Source organism: Kribbella sp. NBC_01245 (genome assembly GCF_036226525.1).
Lineage (GTDB): Bacteria > Actinomycetota > Actinomycetes > Propionibacteriales > Kribbellaceae > Kribbella.
The window spans coordinates 5,250,890-5,270,462 of the sequence record NZ_CP108487.1; the positions used below are offsets into that span (position 1 = coordinate 5,250,890).

General features: G+C 65.5%; 14 protein-coding genes and 1 pseudogene. 5 read left to right on the forward strand and 10 right to left on the reverse strand.

Translation table 11 applies throughout. The annotated features are described in order from the left end of the window. Nucleotides 1-157: 157 nt before the first annotated feature. The gene (locus OG394_RS23650) at nucleotides 158-835 is read left to right on the forward strand and encodes a Crp/Fnr family transcriptional regulator (protein WP_328989230.1); all 678 of its coding nucleotides are present in this window, start codon (nucleotides 158-160) and stop codon (nucleotides 833-835) included. Here OG394_RS23650 and OG394_RS23655 read toward each other — a convergent pair. From OG394_RS23655 to OG394_RS23675, 5 genes are all read right to left on the reverse strand, one after another. Next, the gene (locus OG394_RS23655) at nucleotides 776-1,804 is read right to left on the reverse strand and encodes a type IV toxin-antitoxin system AbiEi family antitoxin domain-containing protein (RefSeq protein ID WP_328989231.1); all 1,029 of its coding nucleotides are present in this window, start codon (nucleotides 1,802-1,804) and stop codon (nucleotides 776-778) included. The genes OG394_RS23650 and OG394_RS23655 overlap by 60 nt on opposite strands. A 255-nt stretch (nucleotides 1,805-2,059) precedes the next feature. Next, on the reverse strand, nucleotides 2,060-2,899 hold the full coding sequence (locus OG394_RS23660) for an MBL fold metallo-hydrolase (RefSeq protein ID WP_328989232.1): 840 nt from the start codon (nucleotides 2,897-2,899) through the stop codon (nucleotides 2,060-2,062). Next, nucleotides 2,896-3,729 (reverse strand): NUDIX hydrolase, encoded by an 834-nt coding sequence (locus OG394_RS23665; RefSeq protein WP_328989233.1) that lies wholly within the window; start codon nucleotides 3,727-3,729, stop codon nucleotides 2,896-2,898. The genes OG394_RS23660 and OG394_RS23665 overlap by 4 nt, the downstream gene beginning before the upstream one ends. 143 nt (nucleotides 3,730-3,872) lie before the next feature. Further along, nucleotides 3,873-4,334 (reverse strand): RidA family protein, encoded by a 462-nt coding sequence (locus OG394_RS23670; RefSeq protein ID WP_328989235.1) that lies wholly within the window; start codon nucleotides 4,332-4,334, stop codon nucleotides 3,873-3,875. Next, nucleotides 4,331-4,492: a hypothetical protein gene (locus OG394_RS23675; RefSeq protein WP_328989237.1), complete on the reverse strand. Its 162-nt coding sequence runs from the start codon at nucleotides 4,490-4,492 to the stop codon at nucleotides 4,331-4,333. The genes OG394_RS23670 and OG394_RS23675 overlap by 4 nt, the downstream gene beginning before the upstream one ends. Before the next feature lie 216 nt (nucleotides 4,493-4,708). Between OG394_RS23675 and OG394_RS23680 the strand changes: the two genes are divergently transcribed. From OG394_RS23680 to OG394_RS23695, 4 genes are all read left to right on the forward strand, one after another. Then, nucleotides 4,709-5,659, forward strand: a complete 951-nt coding sequence (locus OG394_RS23680) for an ArsA-related P-loop ATPase (RefSeq protein ID WP_328989238.1) — start codon at nucleotides 4,709-4,711, stop codon at nucleotides 5,657-5,659. Next, complete coding sequence (locus tag OG394_RS23685; RefSeq protein ID WP_328989239.1) at nucleotides 5,656-6,783, forward strand: ArsA family ATPase; 1,128 nt, start codon at nucleotides 5,656-5,658, stop codon at nucleotides 6,781-6,783. Before OG394_RS23680 ends, OG394_RS23685 begins: the two co-directional genes overlap by 4 nt. Before the next feature lie 86 nt (nucleotides 6,784-6,869). Next, entirely contained in the window at nucleotides 6,870-9,230 is a 2,361-nt protein-coding gene (gene lon, locus OG394_RS23690) for an endopeptidase La (protein ID WP_328989240.1), read from the forward strand. A gap of 184 nt (nucleotides 9,231-9,414) precedes the next feature. Next, the gene (locus tag OG394_RS23695) at nucleotides 9,415-11,784 is read left to right on the forward strand and encodes a penicillin-binding protein (protein WP_328989241.1); all 2,370 of its coding nucleotides are present in this window, start codon (nucleotides 9,415-9,417) and stop codon (nucleotides 11,782-11,784) included. Between the two features lie 152 nt (nucleotides 11,785-11,936). Here OG394_RS23695 and OG394_RS40130 read toward each other — a convergent pair. From OG394_RS40130 to OG394_RS23725, 5 genes and pseudogenes are all read right to left on the reverse strand, one after another. After that, a pseudogene (locus OG394_RS40130) lies at nucleotides 11,937-12,911 on the reverse strand (transposase). A 180-nt stretch (nucleotides 12,912-13,091) separates the two neighbouring features. Beyond that, nucleotides 13,092-13,514 (reverse strand): hypothetical protein, encoded by a 423-nt coding sequence (locus OG394_RS23710; RefSeq protein ID WP_328989243.1) that lies wholly within the window; start codon nucleotides 13,512-13,514, stop codon nucleotides 13,092-13,094. Nucleotides 13,515-13,832: 318 nt separating this feature from the next. Then, nucleotides 13,833-14,294, reverse strand: a complete 462-nt coding sequence (locus OG394_RS23715) for a hypothetical protein (RefSeq protein ID WP_328989244.1) — start codon at nucleotides 14,292-14,294, stop codon at nucleotides 13,833-13,835. 721 nt (nucleotides 14,295-15,015) lie between these two features. After that, nucleotides 15,016-18,687 carry a golvesin C-terminal-like domain-containing protein gene (locus tag OG394_RS23720; protein WP_328989245.1) on the reverse strand — a complete coding sequence of 1,224 codons (3,672 nt, stop codon included), beginning with the start codon at nucleotides 18,685-18,687 and terminating at the stop codon, nucleotides 15,016-15,018. A 395-nt stretch (nucleotides 18,688-19,082) separates the two neighbouring features. Then, entirely contained in the window at nucleotides 19,083-19,559 is a 477-nt protein-coding gene (locus OG394_RS23725) for a GatB/YqeY domain-containing protein (RefSeq protein ID WP_328989246.1), read from the reverse strand. Nucleotides 19,560-19,573 lie beyond the last annotated feature (14 nt).

Genomic DNA, 19,573 nt, shown 5'->3' on the forward strand with positions numbered 1-19,573 from the left:
TGGTTGGGCATGCAGGCAAGCCTACGTGGCGGTACCGACAGGCAAGGGGCTACGGTTTTCAGGCACCCGGGTGCCAGCGCGATAGGTTTTGCCGGGCAAGGTGAGGTCCCACCGAACGATCGGTGGACCGTGTACGACAGGTCGAGGAGGCCGTTTCGTGGACGCAGCAGTGCTCCGGCAAGCGCCGTTGTTCAGTGCCCTGGACGACGAGGCGGCGGACGCGCTAGCCGCCGCCATGAGCGAGAGCCGCCTTCGCCGCGGCCAGGTCCTGTTCCACGAGGGCGACTCCGGTGACCGCCTCTTCGTGGTCATCGAGGGCAAGGTCAAACTCGGCCGTACGTCGGCGGACGGCCGCGAGAACCTGATCGCCGTACTCGGCCCAGGTCAGATGTTCGGCGAGCTCTCCCTGTTCGACCCGGGCCCCCGCTCGGCGACCGTCACCGCCGTCACGGACGCCACGATGATGTCGCTGACCCACGACGAGCTGCTCCGCTGGCTGCACGGCCGCCCCGAGGTGGCCCGCGGCCTGCTGCTCCAGCTCGCGTCCCGCCTCCGCAAGGTCTCCGACGTCGTCGCCGACCTCGTCTTCTCCGACGTCCCCGGCCGCGTGGCCAAGGCCCTCCTGGACCTGGCGAGCCGCTTCGGCCGTACCGCCGACGACGGCGTCCACGTCCACCACGACCTCACCCAGGAGGAGCTGGCCCAACTCGTCGGCGCCTCCCGCGAAACCGTCAACAAGGCCCTGGCCGACTTCGCCTCCCGAGGCTGGGTCCGCCTAGAACCCCGCTCCGTCGTCCTCCTGGACATAGACCGCCTCCAACGCCGCGCCCGCTAACCCGCGACCCGCAGGCGGCCCTCCCACTGGGAATCGCGGTAGCGGGCGAAAGCGTGGCGGATTCGCTCGGCGAGGGCTTCCGGTGCGGCGAGGTCGGCCCAGGTGATGCCGGACGACCTCAAGGCCGAGGGCGCGGAGGCGGTCTTCGCGCGCCTTTTCGCGCATCACCACCTCGCCGGCGGAGTCGCCGTACTTGACGAGTCCGTCGAACTCGACGACCGTCCGGAATTCCGGGAAGTAGAAGTCCACCCGCGCGAACTGCCCGGCTGCGTCAGCGAATTCCACCTGCAGCTCCGGTGCCGGCAATCCCAGGTCGGCCATCAGGATCCGGAGCCGCGATTCGCCGACCGACTCGGACCGGCCGTCGGCGAAGCGAAAGGCCGCTCGCGCCTTCGGGCTACCAGGCCAGCGGACGGTGGCGTTCAGGAGTCGCTCGACCTCCTCGGGCTGGACCTTCCCTTGGCGGAGCGCCGCGTCGGCTGCGATCACAGTGGCCTCGAACGGCGCCCGGCAGCCCGTCTCCACGATCGCCCGAGCGGGAGTGGTCATCGGCACGCCATTGACGGTCGCGAGGTCCGCCGCGACCAGTTCGCCTCGGTGGCAACTCACGCCTGGCATCGATCGAATCCGCCGGTTCAGCTTCGTCACGTGCACCTTGGACAGATCAAGGCCGTAGACCGGTACGTGATGCAGGAGCAGGGCCGACTGGTGGCTGACGGCAACCGACCCTGGCTCCAACGAGTTGAGCAGCGCATGCACCGCCTCCTCATGTTCCTCCGCACGCTGACCCCACGGCGGCAGATGGCTGCGGTCCACCGTTTCCGCGAATTGCCCATGCCGGATGCGTCGCCAGCTCTGATCGGCCACCAGGTACTTGATCTGGTCGTCCGTGTAACCGCACGTCAAAGCCTGTGCTCGACTGAACACGTTGCCCTGACGCGCCGCGACGGCTTTCAACTGAGGATTCACCCTCCCAGCATGAGCTCCCGCACCCCCTCAAATCGGCCACTCCCACCAATCTGTGGATAACTCCAGCGGCCCTATTCCGAGTGTCGACATCCGGAATGGGATGTGGACACGCCAAATTTGGAGGGTCGACTCCCCATTCCGAGGGTCGACACTCGGAATAGGGCAGGTAGTCCGGGCAGCGCCAGGCGGCGGCAGATGGCGGCGGGAGGCGGCGGGAGGGCAGCGGCCGATATGCCGGCGGGGCCGGGTGGTGGGTTAGGACTCGGCGGCTAGGTAGTCGAGTTGGGCGCGGACGGAGCGTTCGGCGGCGGGCCAGAGGATGGGGGGGACCTCGGCGTAGACGGCTTGGACTACCTCGGCGGGGGTGGTGGCTCCGGCGGCTACGGCGGCGCGGACTTGGTCTAGGCGTTCGGCGCGGTGTTGGAGGTAGTAGGCCAGTACGGCGGCCGGGTTCTCGATTGCCGGGCCGTGGCCGGGGAGGAGGCGGGCGACGCCTTGGAGGGCTTGTAGGCGGTGTAGGGAGTCCAGGTACGGCGCGAGGGTTCCGTCGGGGTGGGCGACTACGGAGGTGCCACGGCCGAGGACGGTGTCGCCGGTGAGTAGGGAGCCCTCGTCCGGCAGGTTGAAGCAGACCGAGTCGGCGGTGTGACCGGGCGTCGCGAGGACTTCGATGCGTAGGTCGTCGACTACTAGCACCTGGCCGTCGAGGAGGTCTTGGGCGTCCGCGAGCACCTTGCCGTCGAGTAGGTCGCCAAGGAGGTCGTGCTCGGCAGGAAGGCGGAAGGTCGGGTCTACCGAGCGGACCGAGCAGCCGGCCCGGGAGGCGAACCACGCGGCGCCTTCGGAGTGGTCGTAGTGCCCGTGCGTCAGCAAAACCGTCTCGACATGGCAGCCAATGGACGCCACGTGATCGAGTACGGCCTGCAGGTGCGGTTCGAGCAGTGGTCCGGGATCGACCACGACGACGGCGGACGCGCCCGGTTCGCGCAGGATCCAGGTGTTGGTGCCTTCGAGCGTCATCGGACCCGGATTCGCCGCCAGGATGCGAGTCGCCCTGTCGGTCACCACCTCAACGGCCGAAGAGGAGGTGGTCATTCGGTCTCCAGGTAGACGTGTTCCCCGTCGAGGCGCAGTGTCGGCAGGATGGACGGGATCGGGCGGTCGGCGGATTCAGCCAGGACTGCGTCCACCGTCTCGTGGGCGGCCACGTCGCGGCAACAGAGGTACGTCGGCGGCAGCATCGCCATCTCCCCGGCCTCGACCGCCGCGACCGCATCCGCCGGACGCATCCACGCCACTTGGTCGGACTCGCCCGACACATCCCGCGTGATCTGCCCGACTGGGAGTGCCGCGACGAAAAAGGCCGTGTCGTACCGGCGGGGCTCGAACTCCGGGGTGGTCCAGTGCGCCCAAGGCCCGAGCAGATCCGCCCGCAGCACCAGCCCGCGCCGGTGCAGGAAGTCGGCGAACCCGAGCGAGCGCCCTTCCAGCGCGACCCGATCCGCCTCCCAGTCATCCCCGGTCGTATCGGCGACTACGGAGTCGGCAGATGGACCGGCCAGGAGTACGCCGGACTCCTCGAAGGTCTCCCGTACGGCGGCAGCGACGTACGCGGCGGCCATCTCGGCGGAACAACCCAGCCGTTCCCCGAACCACGACGGCGACGGGCCCGACCACGAGTCGGCGATGGTCGCGTCGGTCGGATCGACCCGGCCGCCCGGGAATACCGACATGCCGGCCGCGAACGCCATCGTCGTCGTACGCCGGAGCAGGTAGACCTCAGGGGAACCAACGGCAGGCCGGAGCAGGATCACGGTGGCCGCCGGGCGCGGTTCGACCGGCGTAGGGCGGTCGCGGAGGAAGGCGAGGGCGGTGCTGGCCAGCCGGCCGGTCAGTGGCCGTGCCCGGAGGTCATCCCCGGGCACGGCTCACCTCGCAACGAACCTCAACCGTAACCGCGCGCGAGGCCACCCCGCCCGGCCCGAAAGCCGGGCCGGCCGCCGACCCGAAAGCCGGCCCGAAAGCCGGCTCGGCGCGCGCCGGCGGAGCGGGCCGGTACGGCGTCATGTCAGGCGACCTCGACGATGAGCTCCACCTCGACCGGTGCGTCGAGCGGCAGCACGGGCACGCCGACGGCGCTGCGGGCGTGTTCGCCGGCCTCGCCGAAGACCTGGCCGAGCAGCTCGGACGCGCCGTTCGCGACCTGGGGCTGACCGGTGAAGTCGGGGGTGGAGGCGACGAACGCGACCACCTTGACGACGCGCTTGATCTGGCCGAGATCACCGATCAGGGCCTTGATCGCGGCCAGGCCGTTGAGCGCGCACTGACGGGCACAGTCGACCGCCACGTCCGCCTCGACGGTGTCGCCGTTCTTACCGGTGGCGATCAGGGCGCCGTCGCGGAACGGCAGCTGGCCCGAGGTGTAGACGAGGTTCCCGGTCCGGACGGCCGGCACGTACGCCGCGACCGGCTTGGCGACCTCCGGCAGCGTCAGGCCGAGGTCCGCGAGGTTCTTCTCGGCGTCGCTCACGAGTCCTGGACCTCACGCTTGAGGTAGGCGACGAGCGACTCGGGGGTCGGCCCGGGCACGACGCAGACGAGCTCCCAGCCTTCCATGCCTACGTTGTCGAGGATCTCCTTGGTGGCGTGCACCAACAAGGGCACAGTGAAGTACTCCCACTTGGTCATGCCTGGACTCTAACCGGCCTTCGCGAACACCCTGGCCCCTAGTGGCCCGTTGGTGGGGTGCCTTGGGCGCTGCCGGCGCCCAGGCACGCACCTCGCGGCGTTGGAGTGCCGGCCACGATGCTGGGCATCGAGACCGACCCTCCGCCTTGCGATGCACGCACCTGGACGCCGCCATCGCTCAAGGCACCCCACCAACCGGCCACTAGGCTGGCCGGCATGGCGAGGCTGCATGTGGTGACGGGCAAGGGGGGCACCGGGAAGACGACGGTGGCTGCCGCGATGGCGCTGGCGCTGGCCGACGAGGGGCGCCGGGTGCTGCTGATCGAGGTGGAGGGCCGGCAAGGGCTGGCGCAGCTCTTCGACGTACCCCCGTTGCCGTACGTCGAGCGCAAGATCGCGGTCGGTCCGGGTGGTGGCGAGGTGTTCGCGCTGGCCGTCGACGCGGAGGCCGCGCTGCTCGAGTATCTCGACATGTTCTACCACCTCGGCCGGGCCGGGAAGGTGCTCGACAAGGTCGGCGCGGTCGACTTCGTCACCACCATCGCGCCGGGGCTGCGCGACGTGCTGCTGACCGGCAAGGTGTACGAGGCGACGCGGCGCAAGGCGCACGGACGGCTCGCGTACGACGCGGTGGTGCTGGACGCGCCGCCCACCGGCCGGATCACCCGGTTCCTCAACGTGAACCACGAGGTGGCGGGCCTGGCCAAGGTCGGCCCGATCCGGAACCAGGCCGACTCGATCATGGGCATGCTGCGCTCCGACATCACCCGCGTCCATCTCGTCACGCTGCTGGAGGAGATGCCGGTCCAGGAGACGCTGGACGCGGTCGAACATCTGGAAGCCCTCGACCTGCGGATCGGCTCGATCATCGTCAACATGGTCCGGCACAGCCCGCTCGACGACGACACGTTAACCCTTGCTGCCAGGGAGAAACTGCCCCTCGCGGAGTTGACCAAGGGCCTGAAGGCGGCCGGATTACCCGCGGACAAACAGACCGTCGCCGGATTGGCCGCCGAGGCGCACGACCACGCCGTACGGGTCGGACTGGAACGCGAGAACCGCGGCCGGATCGATGCCCTGGGCAAGAAAGTCGTCGATCTCGGATTGGTTGCCGACGGCATCGACACAGGCGTGCTGTTCGATCTGGCCGAGGAGCTGACCGCATGAGCCGCGAACTGGACGGCGCACTCAACCTCGATCACCTGATCGCCGATCCCGAGACCAGGATCATCGTCACCTGCGGCGCGGGCGGTGTCGGCAAAACCACCACGGCCGCCGCACTTGGCCTGCGCGCCGCTGAGCAGGGCCGCAAAGTCGTCGTACTGACGATCGACCCGGCGCGACGCCTCGCCCAGGCGCTCGGGCTGACCGAGCTCGACAACACCCCCCGCGCAGTCGCCGATATCGACGAGTCGAACGGCGGCCGGCTGGACGCGATGATGCTCGACATGAAGCGCACGTTCGACGACGTCGTGCTCGCGCATGCCTCGCCCGAGAAGGCCAAGCAGATCCTGGAGAACCCGTTCTACGTCGCGTTGTCGTCGTCGTTCGCCGGCACCCAGGAGTACATGGCGATGGAGAAGCTCGGGCAGTTGCACAAGCGGGCGCTCGAGGACGACAGCTGGGACCTGATCGTGGTGGACACCCCGCCATCCCGCTCGGCGCTCGACTTCCTGGACGCGCCCGAGCGACTGGCCTCGCTGTTGGAGGGCCGCTTCCTGCGCCTGCTGCTTGCTCCGGCACGCGGGCCGCTGCGGTTGATGTCGGCCGGGGTCAACGTCGCGATGTCGGTGATGAACAAGATCCTCGGCGCACAGGTACTGACCGACGTACAGACCTTCGCGAACGCCTTCGACACCCTGTTTGGCGGTTTCCGCGATCGGGCCGAGAAGACCGTCGCCCTGCTGCGCGAACCGCTCACCAGCTTCGTCGTCGTGGCCGCGCCGCAGAACGACGCCCTGCGCGAAGCGTCGTACTTCACCGAGCGCCTCCGACAGGAGCGCATGCCGCTCGCGGGCGTCGTACTCAACCGGGTGACCACCACGCAGGCCCAGTCCCTTTCGGCCGAACGATGTCTCGCCGCGGCCGAGCAGCTCGGCGAGGACGGACTGGCGGGCGGCGTACTGCGTCTGCACGCCGATCGGATGCAGCAGGTTGTTGGCGATCAGAAGCGGGCCGACCGGTTCAAGCGCTGGCACCGGGCCATCCCGACGGTCTCGGTTCCGGCGCTGGCCGACGACGTGCACGACCTGGACGGACTCCGCACGATCGGGACTCTCTTAGCCGGCTGACTTCGCCCTGAGCGAACGGGGAATCAGGCGGCGCTGAGCATGGTTGAGCCTCACAGACTCAATTTTCAGTAGAGGGTGTGACTGCCGTGAGTGAGACCTTGAACCTTCCTGTTCTGCCGCTCGACGATGTCGTTGTTCTGCCCGGCATGGTCGTGCCCGTTCGCCTCGCCGAGGCGGAGGCCCGGGCCGCGATCGAGGCCGCGCAGGCCGCCGGGCAGGACCAGGTGCTGCTGGTGCCGCGCCTGGACGGGAAATATGCGAAAGCCGGCACGCTCGGTGAGATCGAGCAGATCGGCCGGCTGCCGGGCGGTGCCCAGGCGGCCGTGATCCGCGGGACGCAGCGCGTCAGCATCGGTGTCGGTACGACGGGCCCGGGTGCCGCGCTGTGGGTCGAGGCGACCGTCCTCGACGAGACCAGCGACGGGCGCGTCGGCGAGCTGGCCCGCGAGTACAAGCAGCTGGTCACGACCGTGCTGCAAAGGCGTGGCGCCTGGCAGGTGATCGACTCGGTCAAGCAGGTGGAAGGCGCTTCGGCCCTGTCCGACCTGGCCGGCTACGCGTCGTACCTGACCGATGAGCAGAAGCTCTGGCTGCTGGAGACGCCTGACGTGTCCGAGCGGCTGACCAAGCTGATCGGCTGGGCGAAGGACCACCTGGCCGAGCTCGAGGTGGCCGACACGATCAACAAGGACGTCCAGGAGGGGATGGAGAAGCAGCAGCGCGAGTTCCTGCTTCGCCAGCAGCTCGCGGCCGTCCGCAAGGAACTGGCCGAGCTGGACGGCACCACCGCCTCCGAGGAGGAGGACTACCGGGCCCGGGTCGAGGCCGCCGATCTGCCCGAGCACGTCCACAAGGCCGCGATCGCCGAGGTCGACAAGCTCGAGCGCACGTCCGAGCAGTCCCCCGAGGTCGGCTGGATCCGTACCTGGCTGGACACCGTGCTGGATCTGCCCTGGAACGAGCGGACCGAGGACGGGTACGACATCGCCGAGGCCCGCGCCATCCTCGACGCCGACCACGCCGGTCTGGATGACGTGAAGGAACGCATCACCGAATACCTGGCCGTACGGCGCCGCCGGGCCGATCGTGGTCTGGGCATCGTCGGCGGCCGTCGCAGTGGCGCGGTGCTGGCACTGGTCGGTCCGCCCGGCGTGGGTAAGACCTCGCTCGGCGAATCGGTCGCGCGGGCGATGGGACGGAAGTTCGTCCGGGTCGCGCTGGGTGGCGTCCGCGATGAGGCCGAGATCCGCGGTCACCGCCGGACGTACGTCGGTGCGCTGCCGGGGCGGATCGTCCGGGCCATCAAGGAGGCCGGTTCGATGAACCCGGTCGTGCTGCTGGACGAGATCGACAAGGTGGGTGCGGACTACCGGGGCGACCCGACGGCCGCGCTGCTGGAGGTCCTCGACCCCGCGCAGAACCACACCTTCCGCGACCACTACCTGGAGGTCGAGCTCGACCTGTCCGACGTGGTCTTCCTGGCCACGGCGAACGTGCTCGACTCGATCCCGGCGCCCCTGCTCGACCGGATGGAACTGGTCCAGCTCGACGGCTACACCGAGGAGGAGAAGGTAGTCATCGCTCGTGACCACCTACTGCCCCGGCAGCTGGATCGCGCGGGTCTACTGGCCGAGGAGACCTCTATCGACGAGGACGCTCTACGCCTGCTTGCTGGCGAATACACCCGCGAGGCCGGCGTACGGCAGCTAGAGCGAGCCATCGCCCGCGTGCTGCGCAAGGTGACAGCCAAGCTGGCTCTAGATCCTGCAGCGTCTCCGGTTGTGCACGTGACGTCTGCGGACTTGAAGGGTTACCTCGGCTCGCCGAAGTTCTCTCCCGAGTCAGCGGAGCGTACGGCGCTACCGGGCGTTGCGACGGGTCTAGCCGTCACAGGTGCTGGTGGTGACGTCTTGTTCATCGAGGCGTCGTTGGCCGACAAGGAGACCGGACCGACCGGAATCACCCTCACCGGGCAGTTGGGTGACGTGATGAAGGAGTCGGCCCAGATCGCCCTGTCGTACCTGCGGTCGCACGGCGCGGAGCTGGGTCTGCCGGTCGGCGATCTGGCCGAGCGCAACACCCACGTGCACGTGCCCGCGGGCGCCGTACCGAAGGACGGGCCGAGTGCCGGTGTGACGATGACGACCGCGCTGGCGTCGCTGTTGTCGGGACGGCCGGTCCGTTCCGAGGTGGCGATGACCGGTGAGGTCTCACTGACCGGACGCGTGCTGCCCATCGGTGGCGTCAAGCAGAAGCTGCTGGCGGCACACCGGGCGGGGCTGACCACGATCCTGATTCCGAAGCGGAATGAGCCGGATCTCGAGGATGTGCCGGCGTCGGTGCTGGCGGAATTGACCGTGCACGCGGTCAGCGACGTGCGGGAAGTGCTCGAGCTGGCCTTGGAGCCTGCCTCGGTCACCAGCACAGCGCACACTGTCGCAGCCTGATTGAGGAGTCTGTAGGCCGGGGATATCCCTGGCCTACAGACGTCTCGAGAGGCCGTTTAGTTGCCGTGAGGAAGATCACATCTGACGATTCGGCCTCAGCGCGATATCACGTAGGCTCGTCGTCATGCGCGTTAGGGATAAAGGCGACCGGGGAGTCGTCCAGTCGGTAGTTTTGTTTCTCGGGGTGAGCGTTCTATCCGGTGCACTGGCGGCCGGTCTCGCCATCCCCTTCGCCGGTCTGGCCGGGTTCGGCACCCAGCGGGCCTCGGAGACCTTCGAACAGCTGCCACAGGAGCTGAAGGTCACCCCACCGCCGGTCCGGTCCACCGTGGTCGGATCCGACGGCAAGCCGATCGCGAACCTGTTCGAGCAGAACCGGGTGATCCTGGGCAACCTGAGCGACATCGCGCCGATCATGAAGCAGGCGATCATCTCGATCGAGGACTACCGCTTCTACGAGCACGGCGCGCTCGATGCCAAGGGCACCCTGCGCGCCCTGATGCGCAACCAGACCGAGGGGTCGGTCCAGCAGGGTGGCTCGAGCATCACCCAGCAGTACGTGAAGCTCGTGCTGCTGCAGCAGGCCGATACGCCGGAAGAGCAGAAGGCCGCGACGGCCGAGACGTATGAGCGCAAGATCCGCGAACTGCGGTATGCGGTCGCCGTCGAGAAGCAGTACTCCAAGGACGAGATCCTGCTCCGCTACCTCAACCTGGCGAACTTCGGCGACGGCGCGTATGGCGTCGAGGCCGCGGCCCGGCACTACTTCAAGGCCACCGCGAAGACCCTGACGCTGCCGCAAGCCGCACTGCTGGCCGGCATCGTGAAGAGCCCGAGCGCGTACAACCCGACCACCGCCTCCGGCATGAAGCGGGCCAAGGAACGGCGTGACGTGGTCCTGCGGCGCATGCAGGAGCTCAAGGTCATCACGCCGAAGCAGGCCGCGGACGCGATCAAGACCCCGGTGATCGATAAGAACAAGGTCCAGGAAGTGCCGAAGGGCTGCGCCTCCTCGGCGTACCCCTTCTACTGCGAGTACGTCTACGCGCAACTGCTGAACAACCCGGCGCTAGGCAAGAACCCCAAAGAGCGGGCCGACTACATCAAGTCCGCGGGCCTGAAGATCCGCACTTCGCTCGACCGGGATGTCCAGAACAAGGCCCAGGCCGCGATCAGCGCGAATTCACAGCCTGGGGACCAGGCGATGGCCGCGATGAGCATCGTCGAACCGGGCACCGGTCTGGTGAAGGCGATGGTTCAGAGCCGGCCGTACGGCAACAACAAGGCCAAGGGCGAGACCACCTGGAACTACAACGTCGAAGCGTCGTACGGCAGCGGCTTCGGCGGCTTCCAGCCCGGCTCGACGATGAAGGCGTTCGTGCTGGCGGCAGCAATTCAGCAGGGCATCCCGCTGAACCACATGATCGACGCCAAGAAGACGATCAACCTGAGCGGCGCAAGGTTCCGGACCTGCAACGGCGTCGTGTGGGAGCCGAAGTACACGCCAAAGAACTCGACCATCAGCGGTCCGATGAACCTGATCAGGGCTACGGCCCAGTCGGTCAACACTTACTTCCTGCTGTTGTCCAAGGAGATCGGCTTGTGCGGGCCATCAACGCTTGCCACCAAGCTCGGTGTCGTCAATGCCAAGACCGAGGGTGGCGACATCATCGGTAAGCCGCTGAAGGTCTACCCTTCGTACACCCTGGGCGTCGGTAACGTCACACCGTTGATGATGGCAAATGCGTACGCGACCTTCGCGGCGCGCGGCAAGTACTGCACCCCGGTCGTCATCACCTCGATCACCGACAGCAACGGCAAGAACATCCCCACTCCGGGCGGCAACTGCACGCAGGTAATGCAGCCGGACTACGCGGATGGTGTGAACCGGGTGATGCAGAGTGTCATGACCACCGGCGGTACCGGCAGCAGGCTCAACTTTGGGCGTCCGGTCGCCGGCAAGACTGGTACGACGTCCGAAAGCAAGGCCGTCTGGTTCGTGGGCTACACGCCGACCTACGCGGCGGCGGTCGGTATCACCGACCCGGATGGTACCCAGGAGAGCCTCACCAAGCTGACGTTCAACGGACGTCGTCTCGGCGGCAGCGTTTCGGGTGGTGGCACCGCCGGACCCATCTGGGAGGCCGCGATGCGGTCGATCCACGAGGGTCTGCCTGAGATCCCTTTTCGTAAGCCCGACTCGGACATAGTGAAGGGAGACGTGCTACCGATACCCCGGGTAACGGGCATGTCCCCCGACGAGGCCGTGGCAACGCTGAAGGCCGCCGGGTTCAACCCCGAGGTGTCCGACGAGCGGCGCGATTCCGACCAGCCCGAGGGCACCGTGGCGTACACCTCGCCACGACGCAGCGACGGCGCCATCGCGGGCGCGACGATCATCATCTACCTGTCGAACGGCAAAGACCCGAACCCGCTCACCCCGCCGCCCACAACGACCACACCCCCGCCGACCGGCAAGCCGACCACCAAACCGACCAAACCCGGCGGCGGCACCACCTGCCCGCCCTGGCGCCCCAAGTGCAACGAACGCTAGCGCCGGTCTTTCAGTAAGGCGTTGATCCTGGGCGTGGATTGGGTCGAGGGGCCGTGAGGGTTGTTGGGCCTGAGGGGCTTGCCGGCGTTCCGTTGTCCTTTGGTCGCGGGTGGTCAAGCCGGTCAGCGTTCAGGTCCGGAGTGGATGCGGGATCAATAGGAGACGGCAAAAGCGGCTGCGAGGCCTTGTGCCCATTTCCAGTGTTTGGCGAGCCGCAGGTAGGTGCGGCGTTGCCCTCGGATGATGCGGGCTGCGGTGTTGAGGATCCGGTAGCGCAGCGCTTTGGGTTCACACGGTGGCCAGGTCCCCGTCAAGCAGCGTGTCTTGAGTCCAGGCGATTAGGTCGATGCCGGTCAGGGCGAGTTCCAGCAGCCGGCGTTGAGTGCAAACATTCGCGATGGGAACTGGCCGATACCGGTGTCTTTCGCGCAGCGGATCCGGTCTTCGACGCGGGCGTGGGCGCAGTGCCTGGCTTCCAGGTGGGCGAGCTGGCCACGAGCTGTGTCGGTGGCGAAGGCCTGGTAGCGCAGCCCGTCACGCTGGTCGATCAGTGACAGTTGCGCGCGGCCGGGTGCGGCCGTTCACGGCGCACGATGACCCGCTTAGCCTCGGGCCAGCCCGCAGGTCCCAGGCCGGCATCGAGAGCAATGACCAGGCCCGGCGCCAGTCGCCCGCCGGCTGTCAAGGCCGGTACATCCCGGCCATGGGCATATATCCCCGCCCATGCTCGACTTCGTGCCAGTCAATCACGCTCCCAGACGGCTACATGCGCTTGCCGCAACCGGTCCTGGACAGCCTCATCAAGGCTGTCCAGGACCCGCGATGCCGTGCCGCTCGAGGCGACCGGCCGAACAGACTGGTCGCGCGATATAGCCAGGTCCGAGATCGCAGCGCCGCTGTCGGCCAGCATCACCGCAACATCGACCAGCGCCCGGCCAGGGTTATGCGCCGAGCGGGACTGCCGCACCTCCCGCACCGAACGCGCCTCAACCAGCCCGTCACACGGCCAGATCCGCCAGCGGCCGCGACCTGGCATGCGAGCCGACACCCCGCCCATCAGCCGTCACCGTGACCGCCGGACCCGTCGTTGTGTCTCCGCCTACGAAGCACCTTCCCGCTTGGACCAAACTGAGTCTTGGACGCACCCAAAATCCCTTGCAGGTAAGGCACCTATCTATATCTACGACGCGTGTCGACCCCCACGATCACATCGTTACAGCAAAGCCATGGCCAAAGGACACGTCGGGGCGGAACCGGGACAGGGAAGCCCTGCGGCGGGCTGTGGTGACATTCCCTACCCGAGGAACTCAGGCCCTCCAGCCAGACCAGCCGGTGATATCAACTAGATTGACATATTCCGTGCCACTAGGCGCCGGGGCGTGGATCATAATATCGTGTGGATGCCTATAGACCATAAAAGAGATACCTCGACGGATATTCCCACCAAGGCTACCCCAGGCAAGTTCGTTTAAGATGGAGCCAGTAGGGGGGCGAAATGTGCGCACACCGATCTGTGCTGAATAGTCACTGGCGATCATGAAGATGTATTGAATGGTCAAGTCGCCTGCAGTAAACGACAGCGTGCGATAGAATGTGCCGCAGCGTGCGTTTCCTGTCAGTCCGCCGACAGTGAAGGAGTAAGTAGTGGCGCCGGCTGGGCAGGACTTTGTGAGCTCGTCTGATGCGACGCTATTCCAGAATGAAGGATCTGCCGCGATGCCCGCTTCCATTGCAGCGCTGCTTAGCGCCTGAGATGGAAGATGATTCGTTGCGATACCGACGCCCGTCAATGAAGCACTGAATAATGCAACTATGGAAACGATTCGTTGTACGCTCCTTAGCATTTATCCCCCTATTGAAAATAGGCTTTAACTGCAGGTCAATAAAATACAGGTCACCGGGAGTTCTCGGGAAGGGCTGCCAAAATTGCAGGAACATGCAAAAGCGCCGCGCTCCCCCGCCCCGGCTTGAGCTCTTTGCTGCTCTTAAGGAACACGAAGATCCGTGGCGGGGGTGGGCAAACACCCGCCACGGATCATTCTCATTGCTCAGACCCAGGGCGGGCAGCCGCGCTTATGGCAGTGCCATCCCGTGTATTTCACGCCATCGCCACCGTGCCAGTCCCTGACACCGAGGAAACCTTCATTGTTCGGGCCGTACGACCCCAGCATGTTGGTCCACTCGGCAGTTTCGCCCGGCGAGAAGGCGATCTGCAGACGCTTAATATTCGTGTACTGCTTGGTCGTGGCGTTGTAGTAACCGCGTTCCACATAGAGCGTCGAATCCCAGAACTGCGGCGCCCACGTGCTGAAGACCCAATACGCATTACAGGCCTTCGAGTAGGTGAGCATCACTTCGGTGGTGCCGCGGACATTCACCGCGTCCTTGTTGCATCCCATCGCAACCGGACCCTTGTTGTCGCAAGTGGAGCCATAGCAGCCGACAGCGAAGGCCGATGTCGGGACTACGAGCCCCAACGAGACCACCGCGGCGCCAACGAACGCCGCCACGACTCTTACCATTCTCTGCATCCTCACAGCAATTTCCCTCCGTTGAGTTCAATCCGTCTATGGAGCTTTGACAAATGACTCGCGGCGAACCTCGAGTGCGAGCATCGTCGCGTTTAGCGGACGCCCTCGTGGAGCCCACTCCTCCCAGTCACTGCCAGTTGTCGCCTCGAAATACCCCACGGGAAGCGGATTCCGAAGAAACTGTTGCCGCTCCCCTCTCCTGCCGACCTGAAGCCTCAGAACGAGGTCAGCGTTGGCGTACGTCACCGAAGCCACCTCCGATTCCGGCACACCCCCAGCCCTCACTACTGCCGGATCAAGCTGTTCACCCGACCGCACCGAGTGCCACTCCCCGTGCCAGCCACGTGGCCGCAGTTTCTGATCCAGAGTCAGCAACGCATGAATCGGTCGGCCGACTATCAACCCCGCCGACCGGACAAATCCACAAGACGAATCCCAAGGAATCTCCGCGCTACCCTTCGGCCCTTGCGCTCGCTCGATACAAGTCACAGCTTCCCGGGCCTTTGGTTTGCCAGACTCATTCGCTGCTGCAAAAACGAGGGCTTCAACCCGCTCCGAGTCCTCGCGAGCACCGGAAAGGCGTTCTTTGAACAGGTCACTCTTGGGATCGACAAGCTGGGGTTCGTCGCGCGTTGCGCTGTGGCAACCAGCCAATAGAGCCACGATCGCAATCCCGGGCATCAGCGATCTCAACGACTCATCACCAGCCCATCTTTTGCTTGATAGCGTCGGCGTAGAGCTGCGTCCCAGCGCCGTTTGGATGGAACGATTCGGCAGAGACAGCCTCGTCAGGGTCATCTCCGGGCGTCTTGCTCACTTTGATCCAATTGATCGCGCCATTGACGGTTGAACAAGCGCCACGCCCTGCGAACTGAGGCCTAGTGTCCACGTACGTGAGCGGGATCCCAGTGTCCCGCGACAGCTGAGCCAGGGTCGCCGAAGTCGTATCAGCTAGCAGGTCGCTCATCTGGTTCATCCAGAACACCTCCTGCGCACCCAGGCCATCCGGACAGGCCGTGTTGGACCCGTCGAACAAACGCGGATAGCCGGCATAAACGATCCTGGCGCTTGGGGCGGCAGCATGGATTCTTTGCACTGCCGCGACCACGCGCTCCTGGACATCGCCGGTAATTCGCTCGCGTTCTGCGATATCCAACACAGCCGAGTCTCCCGGCATAACGTCGCCATAGCATTCAAAGGCACCCTTGATGCAGAAGGTCAATACTTTGCTAAATAAAGCATCGTTTCCGCCAAGACTCACGAAGACCAGATTGGTGTTCTCGTCGATATATCCGGACTGAAGTTGTGCCACTTCATGATGTTGTCCCCCACCTAAGTAGTGCGGGTCAGTAGAGGGCGGCGCGAAGGAAACGTTGTCCGACACCGCCCCGGAGCACGAGACGAAGCTCAGCTCAGCGGTTGTACTGAATGCATCTGATGCAGATCCCAGCGACTGCCCATTGAGGCCTGACGGGCTGACTAGCCGTGACCATGCCTTCGTCGAACGGTGGCACGCGCTGCGGGCTAGTGGGAATTCGCCACTGTGGTCAGTTCCAGCCAGGTAGTCGCCAGCACCTTCGCCCGAGCCGTAGGAGTCGCCCACCGCGGCGGCGACGATGGCGGGCTTGGCCGGCAGGGGCTGGAACGCCACCGCATCCCAGGCGATGTTCTCCTGACGGTCGAGCGCGAATGGATTGATGTTGGAGTCGAAGTACTTCGCGTCGAAGGTCCGGTTCGAGAGGGAGACGGATGGGCTGCCCGCACCGAACTGGAAGATGCCAAGCGAAACCCATTTGTTCGACTTAACGCTGGTGTTGACGTAGCGGGCAACGGGCGGCCTGCCGTCACCCCGGTCCACCACGTACTTCGCCTGGCGGGTGATCGTCGCGATCTCGGGCAGATGGACCAGTACTCGCCCCCACCCTGCCATCGGCTGATCCAACGTCCACTTACCGGTCACGGTGCGACTCTGGTCGGCCGTGCCATCCCAAGTGGTGTGGGTCAGCCAGGTGTGACCGTGGAAACCAAGGCCGGCCTGGTGGAAGTCGATCTTCGATGTGTACTGAACTGGAGTGCCATTGACCTCAACCGCGCCGAACTTCAAGGAGAACGATCCAGCCATAGCCGACGGCGTACCGCACTGAGGGCGAGCGCTCAAGACGCCGGCCGGGACATCGTCGATCAGACGTGCATTCGACGGAATCCCATCCCTGTTACACACCGGCGGGTTCTGCTCCGGATCTGGTGGCGTGTGGGCCTGATCAGGCTGCGGCTCGGCATAGGTGGTGTTGAAGCGCACCAACCCGCGCCCGCAGGTATCGGCAGTGGCATCGTTGCAGTCCTTCCACTTGACTGGCGGATACCACCAGCACTTGCTGTCGTCCCGCGGGCAGTTTTGTCCCCGAGACGCAGTGGGAACGCAGTCGTTGACCGCCGTCACACAGAAGGTCGCGAGCGGAGGCTTGACCTGCCTGCGCTTCTCCGCTCCGCTGGTCACCGCATCGGTCCACCAAGCCGCGCGGTACGTCGCCCCGAGACGCGGATTCTCCAGCGGATAGGCGGCCCACCCCATGATCTTCTCGGGATAAGGCCAGTCCTGCGGGTGGGCGGCGTCGGCCCTGGTGAATTCAAGGAACGGCTTACGAGCAGGATCCCAGAGCCCGCTGAGAGGATTGTTCGTCCAGCCGAGGCCCCGCGGGTCCGACGTACCGGCCTTGGGGTGGAAGCCCGAGTTGTAAGCCCACACTGCGCCGAACCAGGATTCCAGCCGACTCGACTTACCACCGTTGACCAGAAGCCCGGCGTCGTAGAGCTGGTTCCACTTCTCGCTCAGGATCTTGGCGGCAGCCGCGATATTGACGGTGTAGTCGAGGGCGATCGCTCGCTGCTCAGTCAGGCCGCCCCAGATTGTGCTTCCCTTGCGCATACCGTCCGTGATCTGCCCGACGCCATAGCCACAGTCCGCCTTCGAAAAGTCGATTGACCAGCCATCGCCAATGCGGCCGTAGTAATTGCCGATGAGCGGGTTCCCGGTCCAGGTTTCAATGACACGCCCTGAGGCCTGCCACAGGTTCGACTCCTGAGCAAGAATCCCCAGGAGAACCTGTGGCGGTATGAATCCTCCGCCACGCAGAGCCGGCAGCTTGAACTTCTCCATCAACTGCGGCGTGTAAGACGGTAGACCAGATTGCTTCCAGTTGGCCGGGCGCGCTGTGAGCAGATTGTTGTTGACCGCCTGGTCGACGGCCCACTCCACCTGCCGGGGATTTGGCTGATAGACCTGCGTCCGGACATCGTTGCGCGGGACAGCGCAGGTAGCACCCGGGTCAATCGGCGTGTCTGCCTCGCCTGCCACGGCGACTCGTCCTGCCTTCAAGGCGGGGGATGATCGCTGAGATGGTGCCGGCGCGTTGTTCAGGGAAGGCAGTAGGAAGTTGACGGGCTGACCGGTGTCGGCCACAGCCGTCACGGCTACCTTGTCATCAGCTCCCTGGCGTTGAACGCTCTCGATGGTCAGTCCACCGGAGTCCGCTACCTGCAAACCGGCCTTGCCGCGCGCGAAACGCACCGTAGGCGGGATGGCGCCCCCGAGGGTCTTCGCACCAGTGACGAAGACCCGGCCGGACGGGCCCTGATGCGACTTGGCCTCGCTCCTCGGCCCGCTCGCCAGCGCGGTGATGCGTCGCTTACCGGTGTCGAAATGCTGGACCGTCGTTCGCTCGCCGACAGTCTGGGACAGAACGAGGTTTCCAGGTCCTGCGAACCTGATCCGCGAGATCGTACCTGTTAGGCCGAGTTCGGACTTCACTCGGCCATCCGGCAGGACCCTCACCAGGCGTCCACCGTCGGCAGCTACGACAGTGTCGCCGACCGGCACTGCAGATGTGAGTTCGCCGGCGAGAACACGGCTACGGACAACCTTGCCTGATGCCGCCGCGACGGTCTGGAACCGCGTACTTCTCGTCATCGAGTGGTCGTACTGGGCGAACACCACCTGATCGCCGGAACCGCAGCCCGGATTGAAGTAGGCCAGCGTGGTCGTGACCGGAAGTTTTCGCACCGCGCCGGTACGAAGGTCGACGATGGCCCCGAAGGCGGCCTTATCAAAAGCGGTCGAGTCGTTCGTAAATCCTCGGGGCGCATAGGCCACCGCAAGATAACGGCCTGAGCTGGTCAGACAACCATTTCCAACCCAGTTGTCGGTGTCGAACCCACTCTCCGCGAGGGTCGCGAGAACCTTCCAGGTGTATCCCTGTGACTCCTGTGCCAGCAGAACGTGGAGACCAGAGTGCGAGCCGATCAGCGACCACACCTTGTCGCGCGATGACTTCCAGTCAGGACCAAGGATCCTGTCTGCCGATTCCTTTGGCACACGGCTGGCAAGTTGGGCACCACCGGGCGGACTTGGTCGGCTTGCCGCTGCCAAAGCGCCGCCACCAGTTGGGTTCGCGGTTGCATTGCTTGAGCCCATTGCTGACGCAGCCAGCAATCCAGCTAGGAAAATCGCTGTCAGATTCTTGAATCGAACTCTGTACGCACGCATAGATCCCCCATAGATCTGTTTTGCGAGCAGGGAGTTCGTTATCTGCCGTAAGACATGACAGTCCTACGGCGGCCCCACGTCCCCCCGCGCCTCAACTTCGCAACTCTGCGTAGTTCATTAGTGACGGAGTGACGTTAACCTTGCTTTTAGATAAGGACAAGTAAAAGCCGCCCGGATTGCAGGTTCCTGCAACCAGGGCGGCTGGTGACGACGCTAGGGCGCGGTCAGGCGCCTAGTTGGCGTTTTACTTCGGCGGAGACGGCGCCGCCGTCGGCTTTGCCCTTGACCTTGGGCTGGAGGGCGCCCATCACCTTGCCGATACCGCGGGGGCCCAGTTCGGCGGCGCCGGTTTCGGCGATGGTCTCGGTGACGAGGGCGGCGATCTCGTCGGCGGTGAGCTGCTCGGGCAGGTATTCGGCGAGGATGTCGGCTTCGGCCTGTTCCTTCTCGGCCAGCTCGACGCGCCCGGCCTCGCGGTAGGCGATGACGGACTCGCGCCGCTTCTTCGCCTCCGCGCCGAGCACGTCGATGATCTCCGCGTCGGACAGCTCGCGCGCCTCCTTGCCGGCCACCTCGGCCTTGGTGATGGCGGTCAGGGCCATCCGCAGGGTCGACTTGCGCAGCTCGTCACGGGCCTTCAGTGCCGCGGTCATGTCGTTGTGCAGGCGTTGCTTCATCTCGGCGTTCACGGAGTTGGACATGACCACGATTGTGG